The organism is Curtobacterium sp. C2H10 (genome assembly GCF_025407985.1).
Classification (GTDB): domain Bacteria; phylum Actinomycetota; class Actinomycetes; order Actinomycetales; family Microbacteriaceae; genus Curtobacterium.
The window spans coordinates 1-22757 of the sequence record NZ_JABXGF010000041.1 but is presented as its reverse complement, the minus strand read 5'-3'; the positions used below and the strand labels follow the sequence as shown (position 1 = coordinate 22757).

General features: G+C 72.7%; 16 protein-coding genes. 10 read left to right on the top strand and 6 right to left on the bottom strand.

Features of this window, described 5'->3' with window-relative positions:
- Positions 1-30: 30 nt before the first annotated feature.
- Positions 31-1329, bottom strand: coding sequence for a glycosyltransferase (locus HWD93_RS19540; protein WP_261647132.1), 1299 nt, complete (start codon positions 1327-1329; stop codon positions 31-33).
- Positions 1330-1465: 136 nt separating this feature from the next.
- Between HWD93_RS19540 and HWD93_RS13905 the strand changes: the two genes are divergently transcribed.
- Positions 1466-3955 carry a glycosyltransferase gene (locus tag HWD93_RS13905; protein ID WP_070418486.1) on the top strand — a complete coding sequence of 830 codons (2490 nt, stop codon included), beginning with the start codon at positions 1466-1468 and terminating at the stop codon, positions 3953-3955.
- A complete protein-coding gene (locus tag HWD93_RS13900; RefSeq protein WP_261647131.1) occupies positions 3952-4701 on the top strand; it encodes a polyprenol monophosphomannose synthase in 750 nt (249 codons plus the stop codon). Before HWD93_RS13905 ends, HWD93_RS13900 begins: the two co-directional genes overlap by 4 nt.
- Before the next feature lie 108 nt (positions 4702-4809).
- Here HWD93_RS13900 and HWD93_RS13895 read toward each other — a convergent pair whose 3' ends face one another.
- The 3 genes from HWD93_RS13895 to HWD93_RS13885 form a co-directional block, all read right to left on the bottom strand.
- Positions 4810-6678, bottom strand: a complete 1869-nt coding sequence (locus tag HWD93_RS13895) for a hypothetical protein (protein ID WP_261647130.1) — start codon at positions 6676-6678, stop codon at positions 4810-4812.
- 77 nt (positions 6679-6755) lie between these two features.
- The gene (locus tag HWD93_RS13890; protein WP_071296410.1) at positions 6756-8663 is read right to left on the bottom strand and encodes a hypothetical protein; all 1908 of its coding nucleotides are present in this window, start codon (positions 8661-8663) and stop codon (positions 6756-6758) included.
- Between the two features lie 203 nt (positions 8664-8866).
- Positions 8867-10153, bottom strand: a complete 1287-nt coding sequence (locus HWD93_RS13885; RefSeq protein WP_261647129.1) for an O-antigen ligase — start codon at positions 10151-10153, stop codon at positions 8867-8869.
- A 151-nt stretch (positions 10154-10304) separates the two neighbouring features.
- Between HWD93_RS13885 and HWD93_RS13880 the strand changes: the two genes are divergently transcribed.
- Positions 10305-11720: a hypothetical protein gene (locus tag HWD93_RS13880; RefSeq protein ID WP_261647128.1), complete on the top strand. Its 1416-nt coding sequence runs from the start codon at positions 10305-10307 to the stop codon at positions 11718-11720.
- A gap of 37 nt (positions 11721-11757) precedes the next feature.
- On the opposite strand, the gene HWD93_RS19535 is transcribed toward HWD93_RS13880, so the two are convergent.
- Entirely contained in the window at positions 11758-13137 is a 1380-nt protein-coding gene (locus HWD93_RS19535) for an O-antigen ligase family protein (protein WP_261647127.1), read from the bottom strand.
- A gap of 51 nt (positions 13138-13188) precedes the next feature.
- Between HWD93_RS19535 and manA the strand changes: the two genes are divergently transcribed.
- The 5 genes from manA to HWD93_RS13850 all read left to right on the top strand — a co-directional run bounded on the left by manA (position 13189) and on the right by HWD93_RS13850 (position 20319).
- On the top strand, positions 13189-14397 hold the full coding sequence (gene manA, locus HWD93_RS13870; RefSeq protein WP_261647126.1) for a mannose-6-phosphate isomerase, class I: 1209 nt from the start codon (positions 13189-13191) through the stop codon (positions 14395-14397).
- Positions 14398-14450: 53 nt separating this feature from the next.
- Positions 14451-15413, top strand: a complete 963-nt coding sequence (galE, locus tag HWD93_RS13865; RefSeq protein WP_070418491.1) for a UDP-glucose 4-epimerase GalE — start codon at positions 14451-14453, stop codon at positions 15411-15413.
- A gap of 202 nt (positions 15414-15615) precedes the next feature.
- Positions 15616-15948, top strand: coding sequence for a WhiB family transcriptional regulator (locus HWD93_RS13860; protein ID WP_083295294.1), 333 nt, complete (start codon positions 15616-15618; stop codon positions 15946-15948).
- Between the two features lie 133 nt (positions 15949-16081).
- Complete coding sequence (locus HWD93_RS13855) at positions 16082-18919, top strand: glycosyltransferase (RefSeq protein WP_261647125.1); 2838 nt, start codon at positions 16082-16084, stop codon at positions 18917-18919.
- Positions 18916-20319, top strand: a complete 1404-nt coding sequence (locus HWD93_RS13850; RefSeq protein WP_261647124.1) for a DUF5719 family protein — start codon at positions 18916-18918, stop codon at positions 20317-20319. Before HWD93_RS13855 ends, HWD93_RS13850 begins: the two co-directional genes overlap by 4 nt.
- Positions 20320-20341: 22 nt before the next feature.
- Here HWD93_RS13850 and HWD93_RS13845 read toward each other — a convergent pair whose 3' ends face one another.
- Positions 20342-20701, bottom strand: a complete 360-nt coding sequence (locus HWD93_RS13845; protein WP_254789530.1) for a metallopeptidase family protein — start codon at positions 20699-20701, stop codon at positions 20342-20344.
- Positions 20702-20840: 139 nt separating this feature from the next.
- On the opposite strand from HWD93_RS13845, the gene HWD93_RS13840 reads away from it, so the two are divergent.
- Together HWD93_RS13840 and ahcY are read left to right on the top strand one after the other, a co-directional pair.
- Positions 20841-21056 (top strand): DUF3499 family protein, encoded by a 216-nt coding sequence (locus tag HWD93_RS13840; protein WP_070418494.1) that lies wholly within the window; start codon positions 20841-20843, stop codon positions 21054-21056.
- 103 nt (positions 21057-21159) lie between these two features.
- Complete coding sequence (gene ahcY, locus HWD93_RS13835) at positions 21160-22638, top strand: adenosylhomocysteinase (RefSeq protein WP_261647123.1); 1479 nt, start codon at positions 21160-21162, stop codon at positions 22636-22638.
- The last annotated feature ends 119 nt before the right edge of the window (positions 22639-22757 follow it).

Here is a 22757-nt window from a genome sequence, read left to right as displayed (position 1 = left end):
CGGGCGCCTCCCGTCTCGTCCGTGGTCGGCTCAGCCGCGTCCGGTGCCGCGGCGCACGGCGCGCGCCAGACCGCCGAAGCGGTGCAGCAGGCGGTACTCGGCCGACCGGGTGAGCTCGTCGTACCGCAGGGCGATCGTGTCGCGCTCCTCCTCCGCACGCCGACGCGCGGCGTCGAACGACGCCACCGCCTGCTCGGCCACGACGAGCCGCTCGTTGATGTCGCGGACGCCCTGCAGGTGGACGTCGCGCTCGAGCTCGGCGACCCGCAGGACCTCGCGCTCGTTCGTCGCCCAGCGGAGGAACGGGGACCGGCTGCCGGTCCGGGACCGCGCGTGCTCGATCGCCGCTTCGAGGACCGGGCGCACCTGCTCCGCACGCGCCGCGAAGGAGTGTCGCTCGACCACGACGGCGCGCAGCCGTTCGACCAGCGCCGTCCGCTCGTCGGCGGGCATCGCGAGCGCCCGCTCGAGCGACGCGGCGTCCTCGAACACGGGGACCTCGCCGAGGCCGAGCTCGTCGAGTCCGAGCGCGCAGTCCGTCACGGGGAGCGCCCCGGACGCGAGCGATTCGTAGAGGCGGGAGTTCAACGTGCCGTACTCGGCGGCGGGCGCGATGACGTCGTCGACGACGAAGGCCGCCGACCGGTAGACCTCGGGGAGCGCGAAGTAGGGGACCATCGGCCGCAGCTCGACGCCGGGGGACGGGTCGACGTGCTCGGCGTTCGCGGCGAACCAGACGATCGGCTCGGCCGGACGGACCTCGTCGAGGACGTCCTGCACGTGGCGGCGGACGCCCCAGAAGTTCACGGTCGCCACCGCACGGTCGCTCCGCGGGGTAGCAGGGTCGGTCGTGAAGAGCTCGAGGTCGACGCCGATCGGCACGACCTCGACCGGGCCGTCGTAGTGCGCGGCGACGGCGTCGCGAGCGGTGCTCGACGACGTCCAGATCGCCTCGAACTCGTCGAGGTACGGCAGGGCCGCCCACTTCGCCGTCCAGTTGCGCACCCACGCCACGAGGGCGGTGGACGGCGGCACCCGGCCCGGCACGAAGGACTCGATCATCACGACCACGACGGCCGTGTCGTCCGGGACCGGGTCGGCCCAGCGGGTGATCGGCCACATCGCGACGCCCCACCCGGCGTCCCGCAGCGCCCGGGCCAGCCCGAGCGCGACGTAGAGGTCGCCCTTGCCCTCGGCCGGGTCGTCCGTCGACACCGCGAACCGGACGGTCCCGCGCGGCCCCTCGGCGTGGTCGCCCGCGGCGATCGCGGCGTAGTCCGCGGCGAGGGGGGAAGACGTGGGAGCGGTCGGGATGCTGGTCGCGGTCACCGAGCCATTCTGCACGAATCGGCGCTGATCACAGGGGAGCGCGGGCGCGCGCCTTGTAGGGTGTCATCGGCCGTCGGCACCCCGCGGCCGACCCGTCGACCCGCGCCAGGTGCGCGGCAGCTGCTGGAGGAACCGCGTGACAGAGCGCAAGCCGGGAGTCGTGTCCGTCATCCTCGTGAACTACAAGGGCACGGACGACACCCTGACGAGCATCGCGGAGCTCCGCAAGCAGGACTGGCCGCAGGACCGGCTCGAGGTCATCGTCGTCGAGAACGGTTCCGGCCCCGAGCACCTCGGTCGGCTGAAGGCGTCGGAGCTCGACTTCACGCTCGTCGACGCCGGTGCGAACCTCGGCTTCACGGGCGGCTGCAACCTCGGCGTCGAGAAGTCCTCCGGCGAGATCGTGGCGTTCCTCAACAACGACGCGCGACCCGACACCGGCTGGGTGCGCGAGGCCATGGCGACGTTCGCCTCCGGCGCGGACATCGGCGCCGTGGCGTCGAAGGTCCTCGACTGGGAAGGCGTCAACGTCGACTTCACCGAGGCCGCGATGACCTGGTACGGCATGGGCTACAAGCCGTTCGCGGGCTCGCCGGACACCGGGCGCTGGGAGTCCGAGACCGACGTGCTGTTCGGCACCGGCGCGGCGATGTTCATCCGTGCGGAGCTCTTCGAGCAGCTCGACGGCTTCGACGACCGCTACTTCATGTTCTACGAGGACGTCGACCTCGGCTGGCGGCTCAACCTGCTCGGCTGGCGCTTCCGGTACCAGCCGAAGTCCGTCGCGTTCCACAAGCACCACGCGTCGATGAACAAGTTCGGCGACTTCCGCGAGACCTACCTGCTCGAGCGGAACGCCCTCTTCACGCTGTACAAGAACCTCGGTGACGAGCAGCTCGCAGCCGCCCTGCCCGGGTCGCTCGCGCTCGTCGTCCGTCGCGCCGTCGGTCGTGGCGAACTCGACTCGACCGAGCTCGACCTCCGCAACCCCGGCGACGACAGCGTCCCGACGATCCCCGTGCCGAAGACGGCGATGGCGGGCATCTACGGCGTCGACCAGTTCGTCGAGCAGCTGCCGTCGATGACCGAGTCGCGTCGGCAGATCCAGGCGACCCGCGTGCGCAGCGACCGCGAGCTCCTGCGCCTCTTCGGCAACCGCGACGAGCCCGCGTACCCGATCGAGAACTACCTGGCCGGCTACGACAAGATCGTGCACTCCCTCGGCGTGCTCGAGGTCGGCACCCGGCGTCGGATCCTCATCATCACGGGCGACTCCATCGGCGAGAAGATGGCCGGTCCGGCGATCCGTGCGACCCAGATGGCGAAGCAGCTCGCCGGCGAGCACGACGTCCGGGTCATCAGCCTCACGCGCTCGTCGCAGATCGACCCCTCGTACGAGGTCGTCACCGTGCCGCACCGCCACCCGCGCCAGATGGTCGAGCACGAGGCCTGGGCCGACGTCATCATCGTGCAGGGCCACGCCCTCCGCCTGTTCCCGGTGCTCGAGTCGACGAGCAAGATCCTCGTCGTCGACGTCTACGACCCGCTGCACCTCGAGCAGCTCGAGCAGGGCCGCAGCGACGACGTCGACCAGTGGAACCGGCAGATCCTCGACGCGTCGGACACCCTGAACCACCAGCTCGAACTCGGCGACTACTTCATCTGCGCCTCCGAGCGGCAGCGCATGTTCTGGCTCGGCCAGCTCGCCGGCTCGGGTCGTGTGAACGCCCGGACGTACTCGCGCGACCCCGACCTCCGCTCGCTGATCGGCGTCGTGCCGTTCGGCCTGTCGTCGACGCCGCCGGTGCACGACCAGCAGCGGGTCAAGGGCGTCGTCCCCGGCATCGGGAAGAACGACAAGCTCGTCGTCTGGGGCGGCGGCATCTACGACTGGTTCGACCCGATCACGCTCGTCCGCGCCATCGGCCGGCTCGCCGCGAAGAAGCCGAGCGTCAAGCTCTTCTTCATGGGTGTGCAGCACCCGAACCCGGACGTGCCCGAGATGGACATCGTCGCCAAGGTGCGCGCCGAGGCCGATGCGCTCGGGCTGACCGGCACGAACGTGTTCTTCAACGACGCGTGGATCCCGTACGAGGAACGCGGCGCCTACCTGCTCGAGGCCGACGCCGGCGTCTCGACGCACTACGAGCACCTCGAGACCACGTTCTCGTTCCGCACCCGCATCCTCGACTACCTGTGGGCACGCCTGCCGATCGTCACCACCGCCGGTGACTCCTTCGGTGACCTCGTCGCCGAGGAGAAGCTCGGCATCGCCGTGCACGAGCAGGACATCGACGGCCTGGCCGCAGCGCTCGAGACGGCGCTCTTCGACAAGAAGGCCCGTGCCGAGTTCATCGGCAACGTCGACCGCGTGCGCGAGCAGTTCACGTGGGAGAACGTCCTCGCCCCGCTCGTCGAGTTCTGCCGGAACCCGATCCGCGCGGCCGACAAGAGCGTCCGCGACACCTCGTCGACGATCCAGCCGCACGCCATGCGCGTGCGCGTCCCGGACCGCAAGAAGCTCTACGGCGTCCGTCACGACCTCGGTCGCGCCGTGCACTACTTCCGGACCGAGGGCCCGCGGAGCGTCGCGGGGAAGATCAAGCGTCGGCTGCAGAACCGGTGACCGCGGGCGCCACGGCGCTCGTCATCGTCCCGACCTACAACGAGGCCGAGAACGTCCGCACGATCGCCGCAGCCGTCCTGGGCGCGCTGCCGGACGCACACCTGCTCGTCGTCGACGATGCCAGCCCCGACGGTACCGCTGACCTCGTGCGGCAGCTCGCCGCCACGGACGACCGGGTGCACCTGCTCGAACGCTCCGGCAAGCTCGGCCTCGGGACGGCCTACGTCGCCGGCTTCCGGTGGGGGCTCGAGCGCGGGTACACGCTGCTCGTCGAGATGGACGCGGACGGCTCACACCCGGCCGACCGGCTGCCGGCACTCGTGGCCGCGGTCGACGGCGCCGACGACGTGATGCTCGCGATCGGGTCGCGGTGGGTCCCCGGGGGATCGGTGGTCGACTGGCCGCTCCACCGCGAGGTCCTCAGCCGCGGCGCGAACACCTACGCCCGGTTCGTGCTCGGCATCGGCGTGCGGGACGTCACCGCGGGCTTCCGGGTCTACCGCGCCGACGCGATCGCCCGGATGGACCTCGACTCGATCGACTCGAAGGGGTACTGCTTCCAGGTCGACATGACCTTGCGGGTGGACGACCTCGGCGGCCGCATCGTCGAGGTCCCGATCCGGTTCCGCGACCGCGTGCACGGCGTCTCGAAGATGAGTCGTTCCATCGTGCTCGAGGCGATGCTCCGCACCACCCAGTGGGGCCTGCAGCGGCGCTTCGGTCGCCGACGCGGCGCACGTCGCTGACGCGACCCACGTCGCTGACGCGACCCACGTCGCTGACGCGACCCGAGTACAGACGGGAGGCGCGGTGCCAGCTGGCACCGCGCCTCCAGTCCGTGAAGGGGATGCGTCTCAGACGCAGCTCACGTTGTAGTCCTGGTTCCCCACGACGTACTGGGCCATCCGCACCTGGCTACCCGCGGTGAGGCCGCCGGCCGAGCACGCCTTCTGCGCCGCTGCGACGCCGTCGTTTCCCACCGCGATCCAGCTCGGCAGCCCGCGGAGCGTCGAGGTCGACGGGACGGTCCCCACGATCTGCCCGAACTGGTACCCCGTCGAGTAGATGCCGATCGTCGAGACGCCCGCGGCCTTGAGCGCGGCGACCATGCCCTCGATGTCGGCGCGGTTCTGCGTCTGGTAGTCCTTCGCGTCGGAGGCCCCGAGCCACGAGAGGCCCGTCTCGACGTCGATCCACCAGCGGTACGACGAGGGGTTCGGGACGCCGCGGGTGTTCGCGGCCTCGTACGCACGGGTGTAGCCGTACATGTACGAGCAGGCGCTGGTGTACGCCTTCGCCGTGCACGTGCCGTACGGGTTCGACACGGTCGTGCCCGACGGGTCCCGGTTGGACGACGGCCAGACCGAGGCGGCCTTGCCCGGGTTCGCGGCGAGGGCGTAGAGCTGCGCCTTCGGCTGCGACGTGCCCCCGGCCGACCCGGCGGCCCACGCGAGCTGCGGGGTCAGGTACTGGTTGTCCTGGTTCGGCAGCGAGCCGTTCACGCCGACGACGCCGAACGCCTGGTTCGACGGGTAGTTCGACGAGGACCCGCCCTGCGGCCACGAGACGTCGGCCCCTAAGCCGGAACCGCTCGACCCGTCGAGGAAGTACCCCGCGACGTCGAGGTGCAGCTGCGCGGACCCCTTCGACACCTTCGCCTGCACCCGGCGGTCGACGCTCGACCCGGTGACCTTCGCGACGACGAGGTTCGCGACCGAGGTGCCGGCGTCGAACACCTGCGTTGCGACCTGGGGGTCCTGGCCCGCGGGCGTGACGCGGAGGTACGCGGCCGCGGTGGGCTTCGTCGTCTCGGCGTTCGCGACGACGGCCGTGGCGGTCCCGGGGACGCCCGCGACGCCGGACAGTCGGATGGTCCCCGCGGTGGCGGACACCGAACCGGCGAACGCACGGGTGGTGTCGATCGGGACGAACACCGAACCGGTGGACGAGTTCGAGTAGTAGCCGGCGACGTCCATGTAGACCGTGCCCGAGCCCTTCGAGAGCTTCACCTGCGCGGCACCGTCGTCGGAGAGCTTCACGATCGCGAGGTTCGACAGCGCCTGACCAGCCGAGTAGAGCTGCGTCACGACGGAGGGGTCCTGCCCGGCCGTGGTGACGCGGACGTACCCGGCGACCGTCGGGTTGCTGACCTGCACGTTCACGGCGACGGCGGTCGCGTCGGCCGGGATCCCGGCGCGGCCGGCGAGGGGCACCTGCGTCGGCGTGGTGCCCACCGTGGCGCCGAACACCCGCGCGGCGTCGAGCGGGGTGTAGGTGGCACCGGAGCCGTCGGCGTAGTACCCGGCGACGTCGAAGTACCCGCTCGCCGTGCCCTTCGAGAGCTTCGCCTGGATCGAGCCGTTCACGAGCCGCACGGTGACGAGGTTCGCGATCGTCTGCCCGGCGGCGAAGTCCTGGGTCGCGACGGTGGCGTCCTTGCCCGCGGGGGTGACGCGGACGTAGCCGGCCGTGGTGGGCTTGGCGACCTCGACGTTGACGACGACGGCCGTGGCGTTCGCGGGGACCCCCGCGTTCCCGGCGATCTTCACCACCTTCGGCGACGTCGTCAGGGCGCCCGACCAGACGCGGGTCGTGTCGATCGGCGTGTACCGGCCGGTCGTCGGCGCCGCGGCCTGCGCGGTCGAGACCGGTGCGACGACGGCGACGGCGGTGGCGACGAGCGCGGTGGTCAGGGCGAGTGCGAGGCGTCGGTGCAGGCGCATGTGGTTCTTCCCCAGGTTCGTGGACCGCCCCCTGACGGTCTCCGGCAGTCTAGGTGCACGATGCAACGGATCGGGAGTCAGCGGCAGGCGACGACCGTGTGTGCCTCGTCGGACGCCGAGACGATCGGCCCGCCGAACAGCGAGGTGTTCCGGCAGTCCTGGTGGAGCCCCGTGAGGTCGTGCGGGTTGATCAGCGACGTCTCCATGCCGTGCAGGGGACTGGTCGCGGGCACGGTCCCGAACAGCAGCCGTGCGACCGACGGTGCGGTGCGGACGCCCACCGGCACGCCGAGCGACCCGAGGTACGCGGCGGCTCCCTCGACGAAGGCCGTGTCGTCGGCGACCGAGAAGTCTGCGAAGTCGCTCTCCACGGACAACCACCAGCGGTGGCCGGCGGGGTCCGGGAGCCCGTGGTTCTGGGCGGCGTCCCATGCCTGCCAGTAGCCGAGGACGTACGAGCACGCCGGGTCCTGGGCTCCGGTGCACGTGCCGTAGGGATTTCCGGCGACGACCGGACCGCCGTTCGGGGTCTGGTCGGACAGCGGCCACGGGCGGGCGCGGGCGCCGGCGGGGGACGCCGCAGCGGTCGACGCGCCCCAGTTGAAGAGGGTGACGGCGTACTGCACGGCCTCCTGGTTCGTCGTGCCGGTGCCGGACGTCGCGACGGCGAGCGCTGCGGGACACAGGGCGTACGTGTTCGTCCGCGGGGCCATCCGGAGGATCGTGAACTGCGGACGCGCGTACGACGACGGGTCGGAGGTCGGCCCGCCGGTGCAGTCCTCCCCGTTGACGACGACGCCCGTCCCGACACCGGTCCGACGGTCAACGAAGTAGCCGGTGACGTCGACGTGCACCACGGCGGTTCCGCGCGACACCGAGACCTGCGCGGTGCTCGCCAGGTCCCCGATCGTGGCGGCCGTGAGCACCGCACCGGCGATCGACTGCCCGGCGCCGAACTCCTGCGTGGCGACCTGGGCATCGGTGCCGGCCGGCGTGACACGGACGTACCCGGGTGCCGACGGTCGGGTGACCTCGACGGACCCGGTGACGGCCCGCACGGCCGTCGGGAGGGCGGCGCGTCCGCTCACCGGTGTGGCCACGGGGGTCTGTCCGACGGTGGTGGCGAGCACTCGGGTCGGTGCGACGGGGACGAAGACCGCGTCGTCGTCGCCGTTGCGGTAGTAGCCGGAGACGTCGAGGAAGACGTGCGCCCGGCCGGCGGAGAGCCGCACCTGTGCGGAACCGGAGCGGAGCTTCACGACCTGCAGGTTCGACACGGTGCGTCCGGGAGTGAACTCCTGGGCGGCGACCTGGGCGTCGCGGCCGTACGGGGTCACCCGGACGTAGCCCGTCGCGGTCGGGGCGGACACCTCGGCCGTGAGGACGACCGCTGCCGCGTCGGCCGGGATCCCGTGCGTGCCTGCGAGCGGCACCCGGACGGGTGCGGTGCCGACGGCCGCCGAGAACGCGCGGGTGGGCGGTGTGGGCGTGAACGTCGTCGTGCCGTCCGCGTCGTACGTGCCCGCGAGGTCGACGTACACGCGGGCCGACCCGGCCGAGGTCTTCAGCGTGATCGTCGAGCCGGAGCCGCCGACGGTGACGAGTGAGGAGATGGTCTGGTGTGCGGCGAAGTCCTGGGTCACGACCGACGTGCCGCTCCCGTACCGCGGCGTCACGCGGAGGTACCCGGCGTGCGACGGGTCGGCGACCTCGACGTTCAGGACCAGGCCACCGATGCCGGTGCCGACGGGGAGACCAGGATCGAGCTCGATGTTCCGGGCCGTGGTGCCGATCGTCCCCGACCAGATCCGACGGGTGTCGGCGGGCGAGTACCGCCACCCGTGCGGCTGCACGTCGCCGGGGTCCGCGGTGGTGGCCGACGCGGTCGGTGCAGGGGTCGCCGAGGCTGCTGCGGGGACCGCGACCGCTCCCGCGAGGAAGACCGCCGCGGCGGCCAGGACGGTGATCAGACGGCGCGACGGCACGGTTCCCCCTCGGAGCTCGCCGACGGGACCGCCGGGCGGCGCCCGCTCGGGCGCCTTGGAATCGTATTGGCGCCCGCAGCGTCCCAGCCTGTGGTTCCGCTCAGGGATGCGGCCCGTGTTCGGGGGAGGCGACCGCCTGGAGGCGCGGCTGGCGCTGTCAGGGCGGGTCGCGCCTCCTGGACCCGCCGGCCGCGCCGGATCCGTCAGCCGCGCGGCAGGTGCCGCCGCCACGACCGCCGCCGCGCGGCGATCACGAGCACGGCGACGAACACCATCAGCCCGGCCCCGTGCAGCAGGTAGCTCTCCGCCGCACTCGTGACGCCCAGCAGCACCAGCACCGCCGCCGGCCACACGTAGGCGACCCCCGGGAACGTCGTCGCCGTGACCCACGCCCGCGCGAACGCGAGCAGCGCCGTCACGGCGAGGATGATCGTGCCCGCGAGCCCGATCTGCAGCCACGCGTCGACGAACGCGTTGAGGCCCGACGTGAACCGCTGCCCGGCCGGGTCGATGAACGTCACGTAGGGCACCACGGCCTCGTGCGGCCACGTACCGACCCACCCCCAGCCCTGGATCGGGAACTGGCTCACGAACACGCGGATCTGCGCCCACAGGTCGAGCCGCGTCGCCGTGCCCCCGGCGGCTCCGATCTCGGCGAGGACGCGGTGCCGCGCGAGGATGCCGAGGGCGATCATCAGCAGCACCGCTGCGCCGAGCACGCCGTTCACCACCGGCCTGGTGGTCGGTCGGGCGTGTCGGAGTGACCAGAGCGCCAGGGCGGTCACGGCGAGGGCGATCATCGCGAGCCCGGTGATGGGGGACTGCACGAGCATCAGGGCGATGACCGCGAGGGCGGCGGAGCCGATCGCGCGCCACATCGTCACCGAGCGGGTGAGGAACTCGACGACGAACGTCACCAGCGCCATCGCCGCGATGAACCCCATGAAGTTGCGGGTGCCGCCGATGCCCTGGATCGGGCCGCCGTAGGCGATGTTCCCCTGGATGCCGAACGCCGGGATCGGGGTGTCGAGGACGAGCCCGGACAGGACCTCGAGCCCGAGCGCGGCGACGAGCAGGATCCGGAAGGCGTCGCCGGACGCCCGGATCACCTGCACCAGGTCGCGACCCAGCGCGAGGTACAGCCCGAGCCCGATGAAGCCGACCGTGCCGACGAGTCCCCGGAGGGCCACCCACGAGTACTCGCTCCACACCACGCTCAGCGCGCAGTACCCGACGAACGCCAGGAGCGACAGGGGGAGCACCCCGTGCCACTCGATCCGGTAGCGCTGCCCGAGCAGGCTCAGGCCCGCGAGGACGAACAGCGTGACGAGCACGGCCCACACGCCGGCCTGTCCGACGAGCGCGGTCACGGTGGGCTGCCCGAACGCGAACAGCACGATCACGGTCGCGAGCGCCTGGCTGAACCGCCCGCCCGCCGAGAACCCGATCCACGCCGAGAGGTACCGTCGCGCGAGCACGCGTCTGGTCACTCGGCCGTCCGTCACCTCACCATCTTGGCGCATCCGGCCCTGCCGACCGGTGAGCGCCCCGTCGTCGCGCACCCGGGCGGTCGCCGGTCGGGCACTCCAGGATGCGCTCGACCCGTCGGATCGGCCCGTCCTGGCATATCGACGATCCGCGATGTCGGCGTACGATCAGCGCACCATGGCGCGCGGCTGGCGGCGGTTCGGCGCACCGACGGTCGCTGCGGTCGTCGGTGGATCCGCCACGGCCCTGGCCTGGTGGCGGCTCGGCCCGACCACCCGCGGCACGGTGTGGGCCGAGGACGGCGGCGTGTTCCTCCGCGACCGGCTCGCGCTCGGCCCCGGCGCGGTCCTCGAGTCGTACGCCGGCTACCGCCACCTCGTCCCGCGGATCGTCGTCGACCTCGCGTGGCTCCTGCCCGTCGAGCGGTACGCCGTCGCCGTCTCGGGTCTCGCCTGCCTGGTCGTCGGTGTCGTGTGCGCGCTCGTGTTCCTGCTGTCCGGCGACGTCGTCCGACCGTGGCCCCTCCGGGTGCTGCTCGCCGCCGTCCCCGTCACGCTGCCCCTCGCGCCCGTCGAAATCAGCGGGACGGCCGCGAACCTGCACTGGTACGTGCTCGTCCTGGTGCCCTGGACGGCCACCCACCGTGCCCGGACGTGGTGGGGAGCGGTGGCGCTCGCCGTGGTCACGGCCCTCGGTGTGCTCAGCGAGGTCCAGGCGACGCTGTTCCTCCCGCTCCTGCTGGTCTCCTGGCTGCCGCTGCGACGTACGGCGACCGGACGGGTGGACCTCCGCCCGCTGCCGGTCACCGTGGCGGCGGTGCTGGGCAGTGGGGTGCAGGTCGCGACGGCGCTCACGGATCCGCGAGCGTCCCGGCCGGGCGACCCGGGCGCCTCCGACGTGCTCGCCGGGTACCTGCTCCAGCCGCTCGGGGGCGCGTGGGACCGTCGGGTCGGTGTCGTCGCGGAGACGGTGCACGCGCACGGGTGGGGCGTGGTCGTCCTGCCGACCGCCCTGCTGGTGGTCGTGCTCGTGACGGCCGTGGTGCTCGGCCGGGGGCGTGCGCGGTGGGTCGTGGTCACCCTCGCCGGGGGCTCCCTCGTGGTGTGGTGGGCAGCGCTGGTGGCGAACGGCTCGGCGGTGCAGGACTGGGTGGCACTCGGGCCGGCCGCGCTGGCGGCGGGGCCGCAGCGGTACGCGGCAGCGTCCGGGCTGCTGCTCGTGTCGGGAGCGGTGGTGGCGGCGTCCGTGGTCATCGGGTCGGTGGGAGTGCCAGGAGGCGCGGGTCGGCCCGGTGCGGGTCGATCCGGTCCGGCAGTCGGCCGGTCGGCGGCCGCGGGCCGGCTGGTCGCAGTCGTGCTCGCGTGGTGCGTGGTCGCCGCGGTGGTCATCGCCGCCGTCTGGAACGCCGCTCCGGGGACGACCCGGCGGAGCGCCGGCCCGGTCTGGTCCGCGCAGGTCCCCGCGGCCGCCGAAGCCTGTCGCGCCGACCCGACGCTGCCGTCCGTCGTGCTCCGGACCGCGCCGTGGCGGGCCGCGGTGCCGTGCGACCGCCTGGTCGAGCGGCCGTGACGACGGGACCGGTGTCGGGGGCCGGGGCGGGCTCGGGTCAGCGGCGCGCGGGCGTCCGGAACTCGCGGCGTGCCGGGGGTGTGCGCGGGCCGTCGCCGGCCGACACGGGCTCCTCGCCGACCAGCACGATGCGGGTCTTGATCGCGATGAGCGCGAACAGCACCCAGTTCCCCTGGTAGAGCAGCCGTGACTCGGTCACCGACTGCACGAGCAGCGCCACGACGACGAGCAGCGGCAGGAGCGACACCGGGTCGAACGGACGGGGGGAGAGCGACGCGTCGTAGCCGATCCGGGTGGCCGAGGCCCACGACCGGCTGAGGGTCGTGACCACGTAGACCACGAAGATCGCCAGCCCGATGACACCGGTCTGCATCCACACGTCGAGGTAGGCGTCGTGCGCCTGCAGGTAGGTCACGCCCTTGCGGTGCGCGAGGTCCGCGAGGGTCGGGATGCCCGGCCACCAGTAGCCGATCCACCCCCAGCCGACGACGGTGTGCTCCTGGATGAGCCCGATGACCCGCTCCCAGATCACGCCGCGGCCGGTCGCGTCCGAACCCTTGCCGAGCAGCTCGGACACCTGGCCACGGGCGAGGAACCCGAGCACGGCGACGACCACGGCCCCGACGGCGACGGCGAGGTAGCGCGGTGTCCGTCGTTCGGTCGGGACCCGGCGGATCCAGAGCGCGACGGCGAGCGCGACGAGGACGACGAGCCCGGCGGCCAGCACGGTCGAGGAGCGGGTGAGTGCGAGGACGACGAGGGCCACGACGGTCCAGCCGATCGCGCGGTTGCGTCGGAGTCGCCCCTCGGCGTACTGGATCGCGACGGCGATCACGGCGAGGAGCGCGACCATCGCGAGCAGGTTCGCGTTGCCGGGGAGGCCCTGGATGCGCCCGCCGGTGAAGAGCTCGGCCCGTGAGAAGTAGAAGGCGTCCGGGATCTTCCGGTCGCCGTAGTCCGTCCACGCCGGTGCGATCGGGTGCCGGAGGACGACCGCGACGAAGGCCTCGAAGAGCAGCGACCCCATCAGGACCCAGCGCAGCGCGAGGCTCAGCGCGTCGGTGATCCGCCGCCACGTCAGGGTCGAGGCGATCGCGAAGGCCGCGCCCGCGCAGATCACCTGGACCGCGAGGCTCGAGATCGTCGCGAACCGCCAGTGCGACCACACCACGGACACCAGGCACCAGGCGAGGAAGAGCCAGAGCGCACGCGGTGTCCGGGTGAGCGGCGGGCGGGCCCGGACGATGATCGTCGTGGCCCAGACCGCGGCGGCCGCCCAGAGCAGTCCCGCGCCGACCCACGTGAGCGTGTTCGGCACGGCGTCGCCGGCGAAGAGCACGAACAGGATCGTCGCGCCGAATGCGAACGCCTCGCGCTCGGGCACGGATCCGCGCGCCAACGGCCAGGTGTTCGTCACGACGCCAGGGTACCCGGGGAGCGCACGTCGACCGCCGATAGGCTCGTGCGCATGTTCCTCGGCATCACGAACACGCCCCGCGACTACGCCTGGGGATCCGTCACGGCCATCCCCGAGCTCCTCGGCCGGACCGTCACCGGCGCACCGCAGGCCGAACTCTGGCTCGGCGCGCACCCGGGCAGCCCGAGCGTCGTCGTGAACCCGGCGATGGTCGGCGGTGCGGACACGCTGCTCGACTGGATCACCGCGGAGCCGCGGGACGCCCTCGGACCGGACCGCACGGGGCTCCCGTTCCTGCTGAAGGTCCTCGCGGCCGCCGCTCCGCTCTCGCTGCAGGCCCACCCGACACCCGAGCAGGCGCGCGAGGGATTCGAGCGCGAGGAGGCGGCGGGTGTCCCGATCGATGACCCGGCCCGCAACTACAAGGACCCGTTCCCGAAGCCCGAGCTCGTCGTGGCGCTCAGCGAACGCTTCGAGGCGCTGAGCGGCTTTCGCCCGGTGGCCGAGACGCTCGCCGACGTCGAGACGCTCGACGCCGGGTCCGGTCGGCTCGGCCCCCTGGTCGTGCACCTGCAGCACGGGCTCGAGGACACGGTGCGGTGGCTCGAGACCGGCGACTCCTCGGCGCAGGCCGTCGTGCAGGCCGTGAGCGACCTCGCCGCCGCGCTCCCCGACGACGCCGTCACCCCGAACACCGCGACCGTGCGTGACCTCGGCACGAGCTACCCGGGCGACCCCGGCATCGTGGTGTCCCTGCTCATGCACCGCGTGACGCTCGCCGCGGGTGAGGCGATGTACCTGCCGGCCGGGAACATCCACGCCTACCTCGACGGGCTCGGCATCGAGCTCATGGCCCCCTCCGACAACGTCCTGCGCGGCGGGCTCACGCCGAAGCACGTCGACGTCCCGGAGCTGCTGCACGTCCTCGACTTCACCGCGTACCCGGCACCCGTCCTGGCCGCCGAGTCGGTCGCCGCCGGCGTCGAGCGCTTCGCGCCGGACGGCGTCGGGTTCGCGCTGCTCCGCGTCACGGGGGACGGACGCCCGGTCGGCCTGGCCTCCGGCGGGGTCGCGCCGCTGCACGGCCCCTCGATCGCGATCTGCACGGCGGGTGCGGTGACGCTCGTCGGGGCGCGGTCCGCGACGCTGCTGCGCCAGGGGGAGTCCTGCTACATCACCCCCGACGAGGGCGACGTCACGGTCGAGGCCGACAACGGCAGCGGTCTGGCGTCGACGGTCTTCATCGCGACGGGTGCGTGAACCCGCAGCGCGTGGCGGTCTGACGCCGCGCCGGTTCCGCTAGCGTGGCCAGCATGAGTTGGCTGGTCACCGGCGGCGCCGGGTACATCGGGTCCCACGTCGTCCGAGCACTGCGTGCGGCGGGCATCGACACTGTCGCGTTCGACGACCTCTCGAGCGGCTTCCGGGCGTTCGTGCCCGAGGACGTGCCGTTCGTCGAGGGCACGATCCTCGACGGTGAGCTGGTGGCCCGGACGCTGCGCGAGCACGCCGTCACCGGTGTGGTGCACGTCGCGGGCTTCAAGTACGCGGGGGTGTCGGTCGAGCGACCGCTGCACACCTACGAGCAGAACGTCACCGGCATGGCGACGCTCCTCCGGGCGATGGCGGAGAACGGCGTCACCAAGGCGGTGTTCTCGTCGAGCGCCGCCGTCTACGGCACGCCGGACGTCGACACCGTGGTCGAGGACACCCCGAAGGCGCCGGAGTCGCCCTACGGCGAGTCGAAGCTCATCGGTGAGTGGCTGCTGCGCGACATGGAGGTCGCCGCGGGCTTCACCACGACGTCGCTGCGCTACTTCAACGTCGTCGGGTCGGGGGAGCCGGACCTGTACGACGCGAGCCCGCACAACCTCTTCCCGCTCGTCTTCGATGCCCTGCTCGCCGGTCGCACGCCGCGGATCAACGGCGACGACTACGCCACGCCCGACGGCACCTGCGTGCGGGACTACATCCACGTCGCCGACCTCGCGCACTCGCACGCGGTCGCCGCGCAGAAGCTCGAGGCGGGCCAGACCCTCGAGCGCGCGTACAACCTCGGCAGCGGCGACGGGGTCAGCGTCCGGCAGATCATGGACGCCATGGCGAAGGGCACCGGCATCGCGTTCGAGCCCGAGATCGCGCCGCGACGCGCCGGTGACCCCGCGCGGATCGTCGCGACCGGCGAAGCGGCTGCGCGTGACCTCGACTGGGCGATGCGCCACACGCTCGACGAGATGGTCACGAGCGCCTGGGAAGCCCGGCGCCGCATCGGCTGACGGGCCGTCGCGGCCGGCTGAGGGGGCGTCAGTTGTCCCCCGAAACCCCGACAGACCGGCCGCGACACGCCCGTACGGGGGACATGACACGCCGGAACCGTCAGTGCCTTCTATGATCCGCGACTTGACTCTCGCGAATGACACCGCTGTAATTACAGGCAACGACAGCGATCGTTGTGGTCCCGTTATCGAGACGTCAGGGGTGATCAGGGTGAACGGTTCCGACTTCCACGCCGGAGTACCGGAGGACTGGCACGTCGACCCCGTGTCGCTCGGCGTCCCGGGTGTCCGGCGTCCGGAGACCGACGACGAGGAGAACCCGCTCGCCTGGCAGGTGGACTCGCTCTGCGCGCAGACCGACCCCGAGGCGTTCTTCCCCGAGAAGGGCGGCTCGACGCGCGAGGCCAAGAAGATCTGCACCTCGTGCGAGGTCCGAGCGCAGTGCCTCGAGTACGCGCTCGAGAACGACGAGCGCTTCGGGATCTGGGGCGGCCTGTCCGAGCGCGAGCGCCGCAAGCTGCGAAAGCGGGCGTAGCCGCGCACCTGGCCGGTCCAGGAGGCACGGTGCGCGTCCGACGCGCACCGGTCGTTGATGGCTCCCACAGGTTCACGGCGCGCCGCCGTCCGCAGGCCGAGCCGCGCCTCCAGACCGTAGAGTGACGCCCGTCATGCAGCCCAGAGTCACCGCGATCCTCGTCGCCGCCAACGGGGCGGACCACCTCGACCGGACCCTGGACGCGCTCGCCGCCCAGACCCGTCACCCCGAGAACCTCGTCGTCGTCGACCTCGGGTCGACCGACGGTTCGACCACCGACCTGTCGTTCGGCGGCTCCGCCGAACTCCTGCGCCTGCCAGCCGGTCGCCCCTTCGGCGAGGCGGTCGCCCGCGGCGAACGCGAGGCCCCGCCCGCGGTCGCGGACGAACCCGTCGACGAGTGGCTCTGGCTGCTCGGCCACGACAACGCGCCGGCGCCGACCGCCCTCGCCGACCTCCTGTCCGCGGTCGAGATCGCGCCGAGCGTGGTCGTCGCGGGGCCGAAGCTCGTCGACGTCGACGACCCGTCGCGGCTCCGGGCGTTCGGCGAGAGCATGACCCGCTTCGGTCGGTCGATCGTCCTCGTGCAGGACGAGCTCGACCAGGGCCAGCACGACCGGAACACCGACGTGATGGCGGTCGCCGCCGGCGGGATGCTCGTCCGACGCTCGGTGTGGAACGAACTCGGCGGCTTCGACCCTGCCCTGCCGAACGTGGACGCCGCGCTCGACTTCTGCGTGCGCGTGCGCCTCGCCGGACACCGGGTCGCCGTCGTGCCCGAGGCCCGCGTGACGAGCGCCGGGCCCATCGAGGAGTTCGGGCGCAAGCGGGTCTCCGAGGGGCGGCGCGTCCGGATGCACCGGCAGGCGCAGCTGCACCGCCGGATGACCTACGCGTCCGCCGGCGTCCTCTGGATCCACTGGCTCACGCTCGTGCCGTTCGCGATCGGCCGCGCGATCGGGCACCTCGTCGCCAAGCACCCGGCCGCGGTCGGGGCCGAGCTCGCCGCGGCGTTCTCGGTCGCTTTCGGCGGCGGGACCGGACGCTCGCGCCGGGTCCTCGCACGCGGCAAGAAGCTCGGGTGGGCGGCGGTCGAGCCACTCCGCGTCAGCTGGCGCCGGGTGCACGAACGGCGGACCACGTCGCGCGACGTCGAGCTCGCCCGGGTCGAGGACGCACCGATCGCCCGGGCGTCGTTCCTCGGCGACGGCGGCATCTGGGTCGTCCTCGCCGCGGCGGTCCTGAGCGTCGTGACCCTGTACCCGCTGCTCGGCTCGCCGGCGCTGACCGGTGGCGGGCTCCTGCCGCTGAGCACCGACGTCGCCCGGCTGTGGCAGAACGTCGGCTACGGCTGGCACTCGATCGGCACCGGGTTCACCGGGCCGAGCGACCCGTTCGCCGCGGTCGTCGCCGTGCTCGGCTCGATCACGTTCTGGTCGCCGTCGACCTCGGTCGTGCTCGTGATGCTCGTCGCGTTCCCGCTCGCCGCGCTCGGCGCCTGGTTCGCGGTGCGGAAGCTGACGACCCGCACCTGGGTGCCGGTGATCGGCGCGGCGCTGTACACCATCGCCCCGACGCTCGTCGGTGCCGCCACGAGCGGGCACCTCGGCGCCGTGATCGCGCACGTCCTCCTGCCCTGGCTGTTCCTCGCCGTGCTCGAGGCGCACCGCTCGTGGGCCTGGGCCTCGGGCGCGTCCCTGCTCTTCGCCGTCATCGCGGCCTCGGCGCCGTCGCTGCTGCCCGTGCTGCTGCTCGGCTGGCTCGTGTCGCTCGCCGTCGGGTGGCGTCGTGCGCACCGTCGGGTGTTCATCCCGGTGCCGGCAGCCGTGCTCTTCCTGCCGCTCGTGCTCGCGCAGGTCGCCCGCGGCAACGTGCTCGCCGTCTTCGCGGACCCGGGCGTGCCCTCGGCCACCCGCGCACCCTCGGCCTTCCAGCTCGCCATCGGCCAGCCGGTGCCGGACTGGAGCGGCTGGCTGCCCACCACGTCCGGGCTCGCGCTCGCCGCCTGGATCCTGCCGGTCCTCATGGCGGTGCTCGCGCTCCCGGTGGCCGTCGCCGCCATCGGTGCGATGCTCGGCCACCGCTGGGCCGTCGCGGGAGCCACGCTCCTCATCGCGCTGGCCGGCTTCGCCACCGCGTTCGCCGCCACCCACGTCGCCGTCACCGGGGTCGGGTCCACGACCACGATCATCTGGCCGGGCAGCGGGCTGAGCGTGTACTGGTTCGGCATCGTCGCCGCCGCCTGCATCGGGATCGACGTGCTGCCGCGGATCGCCCCGGTCGCGGGACTCGTGACGACCGTGGTCGCCGCCGTCACCGTGGCGCCGGCCTTCGGGGCGTTCTACCTCGGCAACGCGGTGATCCAGCCGACGTCCGGCCGGGTGCTCAGCGCGTACGTGAACGCCGAGGCGCAGGCCAACCCCGACGTCGGCACGCTCGTCGTCGACCCGCAGGACGACGGCTCGCTCGCGGTGTCGCTCGAACGCGGTCAGGGCTCGACGCTCGACGACCAGACCACCCTCGACTCGACGGCGCTCACGCTCAGCCGTTCCGGTGCGCAGCTCGCGACCCTCGCCGGCAACCTGGCGAGCCGGAGCGGGTACGACCCCGAGCCCGCACTGCGGCAGCTCGGCGTGAGCTTCGTCCTGCTCGACGACGCCCCCGACGGATCCTCCGCGCAGGCGGTCCACGACCGTGCAGCCGGGGCGATCGGCCAGAACGCGCTGTTCACGAGCATCGGCGAGACGACGAGCGGCCAGCTGTTCCACTACGAGGGCGACGTCGACCGCCCGTCCACCGGGTCGGCCGGGGCACAGGCGACGCACGTGCTCTACCTCGTGGTCCTCGGTGTCGTGTTCGGCGCCGCGGCACTGCTGGCGGTGCCCACCGCGCCCCGTCGACGCCGTGCCACCTCGAACGTCATCGAGGCCGAGGAACCCGCCACCACCTTCGACGAGGAGCGCGACGAATGAGCCGTACCCCCGCCTCCGTCCGCCGCTGGGTCGCCCGCGGCACGGCGACCGCGATCGCCGTCGTGGTCGCCGCCGGAGCCGTCACCGCGGCGCACGCCCTCGGCACCGACACCGACCCGGGTCGTCCCGCGGGCAAGACGGTGACACCCGTCCCGGCCGACGCCGAGCGCGTCTGCGCCGGCAACGCGCTGCGGCTCTCGGACGACGCCGGCAACGACGCGACGAAGGCGAGCACCGTCGGCTCGGCCACCGTCGCCACCGCGACCACCGGGTCGAGCGTCGAGCGCTCCGGCCTCGACGACTCCGCGACCGGCGGGAGCAAGCCGCGCCTCCTGACCGCTCCGGCGGGGGACACCACCCCGCAGGTCGCCGGCAGCAGTTACCAGAGCGTCGCGAGCGGGGACGTCGTCGGCGTCGGGGCAGCGTCGTGCGACGACCCGAGCCAGTCCACCTGGCTGGTCGGCGGGTCCACCGAGACCGGCCGCACGAGCCTCGTGACGCTGTCGAACCCGACCGACGTGAACGCGACCGTCGACCTGTCGATCTACGACGGCTCGGGCACGGTCAGCGCTCCCGGCACGACCGGCATCGTCGTCGCGCCGAACACCCAGAAGGTCGTCCCGCTGTCCGGGTTCGTCTCCGACCAGGGCTCGACGGTCGTGCACGTCGAGTCCTCCGGCGGCCAGATCGTCGCCCACATGCAGGAGTCCATCGTCCGCACCCTCACCCCCGGTGGGTTCGACATCATCTCCGGCGGTGCGGCGCCCTCGACGTCGCAGATCATCCCGGGTGTGGTCCTCGACGGCGCCCAAGAGGCCCAGCGCGGCGACGACACGGCCGACGCCGCACCCATCGTCCGGCTGTTCGTGCCCGGCACGAAGGCGGCCCGCGTGACCCTCGGCATCACCACCGCCGACGGGGGCGGGTCCACCGTGAACGCCACCGCTGAACCCGGTGTCGTCACCGACGTCACGCTCGACGACTTCCCGGACGGTCGCTACGCCTTCACCGTCACGTCGACCGAGCCGCTCGTCGCCGGCGCCCGCACCACCACGCCCACCTACGACGGACGCACGGACGTCGGGTGGTTCGCCTCCGCCGACCCGCTCGGCGAGTCCACCATCACGGCGGTCGCGCCCGGTGAGAACCAGCGCCTCACGCTCGTCAACCCGACGCGCTCCGACGCCGACGTCACGATCCGCTCCGGCGACGAGACGCAGGACGTGCAGGTCGTCGCCGGTGGTGTGCGCACCGTGGTCGTCCCGGTCGCGAAGCAGCTCGAGCTGCAGGGGACCGAGGGGCTCGTCGCCGGGGTGACCTACATGGGCGACGACGGCATCGCCGGGTTCCCGGTGCGGGCGGCGACCGAGGTCTCGACGCCGGTCCGGGTCTACCCCTGAGCCGTGGCGCTGGCGCGCTGCGTCACCAGTGACGGTAGCGGTCCGGCGCCAGGTCCCACGGGTCCTTGTCGATCAGCTCGCCCACGGCGCGGAACACCGCGGTCTCGATGATGATGCGCTTGTCGGTGTCGTCCTTCTCGGGACTGCGGGTGACCCGCTCCACCGGGACGCGGAACACGGTCACGCGGCGCTGCTCGCGGTCCACCCGCCACCGGGGCATGTGGTCCGGCAGGGTCGAGTCCGTCGGCATGTCCGCGACCTGGAACACGACGCCCTCGAGTTCGGCCGGCCAGAGCCCGAGCAGGTAGTGCGCGGTGTCCCCGACGATGCGGTCGAACGTCTCGGCGCGGGTGATGATCGGCGCGAGGTCCGGACCGGTCACGCTGGACCGTCCGCCGCGTCCGTGCCGGGACCGACCGCGGCCCCGGTCGACGGGTGTGACGAGACGAGTCCTGCGACGCATCCCCACATCGTACGCGGCGCGAGCGGTGCCGCCCTGCTCCGATAGGGTCGGTGGCGGTATGGACGTGAGGATCTGCAGCAAGGTCGCCTGTGGCGCGAGCGCCTCGGCGACCCTGACGTACGACTACGGGGACTCCATGGTCGTCGTCGGCCCCCTCTCCACTCGCGTCGAGCCCCACGGCTACGACCTCTGCGCCCGCCACGCGGCGCAGCTGCGCGTCCCGCGCGGGTGGCAGGTCGTGCGGCGCGAGCCGCTCCGTCGCGACGCGGACTGACGCGGTCGGGTCCGGTCCTCCACAGGGGGATCCCCGGAGGCGCGGCTCACGGCACCGACGTCGGCTGACGACCCGCGCCTCCCGGCGTGGAAGACTGGGCCGCATGCCCACCGAAGCCCGTACCGCAGCACCGTTCCGCGTCGCCGACCTCGCCCTCGCCGAGGCGGGGCGCCACCAGATCCGCCTCGCCGAGAACGAGATGCCGGGGCTCATGTCCCTGCGCGAGGAGTTCGGCGCGTCGCAGCCGCTCGCCGGCGCGCGCATCGCGGGCTCGCTGCACATGACGGTGCAGACGGCCGTCCTCATCGAGACGCTCGTCGCGCTCGGGGCGCAGGTCCGGTGGGCGAGCTGCAACATCTTCTCGACGCAGGACGAAGCCGCCGCGGCCATCGCCGTCGGCCCGACCGGCACGCCTGATTCGCCGGCCGGCGTCCCCGTGTTCGCGTGGAAGGGCGAGACGCTCGAGGAGTACTGGTGGTGCACCAGCCGGATCTTCGACTGGTCGGCCGAGGCCGCAGCCGCCGGCGCCGACTGGATCGGCCCGAACCTCATCCTCGACGACGGCGGCGACGCCACGATGCTCGTGCACACCGGCGCCGATGCCGAAGCCGCCGGCCGTGTGCCCGATGCCGGGGCCGACGCGAGCACCGAGTGGAAGATCGTCCTCGACACCGTCGCCGCCTCACTGCAGGAGTCGTCGGACCGCTGGACCCGCATCGCGGCCGACATCGAGGGCGTGACCGAGGAGACCACCACCGGCGTGCACCGCCTCTACGAGCTGTCGCGCACCGGCGAGCTGAAGTTCCCGGCGATCAACGTCAACGACTCCGTCACGAAGTCGAAGTTCGACAACAAGTACGGCATCCGGCACTCGCTGCCCGACGGGCTCAACCGGGCGACCGACGTGCTGATCGGCGGCAAGGTCGCGTTCGTCGTGGGCTACGGCGACGTCGGCAAGGGTGCGGCCGAGGCGCTCCGCGGGCAGGGCGCCCGCGTCATCGTGTCCGAGGTCGACCCGATCTGCGCGCTCCAGGCCGCGATGGACGGCTACCAGGTGGCGCGCCTCGCGGACGTCGCCGACCAGGTCGACATGGTCGTCACGTGCACGGGCAACCTCGGCGTCGTCGGTGTCGACGAGATGCTGGCGCTGAAGCACCTCGCGATCGTCGCGAACGTGGGGCACTTCGACAACGAGATCGACATGGCGGGCCTCGAGTCCCTGCCGGGTGTCGAGAAGGTCGAGATCAAGCCGCAGGTGCACGAGTGGCGTCTGCCGACCGGCCGGTCGATCCTCGTGCTCTCCGAGGGGCGGCTCATGAACCTCGGCAACGCCACGGGGCACCCGTCCTTCGTGATGAGCAACTCCTTCACGAACCAGGTGCTCGCCCAGATCGAGCTGCACACCCGCCGCGCCGAGTACCCGACGGGGGTGTACGTGCTGCCGAAGCACCTCGACGAGAAGGTGGCGCGGCTGCACCTCGACGCGCTCGGGGTCGCGCTGACCGAGCTCCGGCCGGAGCAGGCGGCGTACATCGGTGTCCCGGTCGAGGGCCCCTACAAGCCCGAGCACTACCGGTACTGACGCGGCGCGCGGGCGCGCGCTGCCGTCGCGCGCTGCCGCGCCGCGGCGGGCGCGCTGCCGCACCGCACAACCAAAGTCGCCCGGAACCACGCATCCGCGCGGCTCCGCGTGCTTTTGGT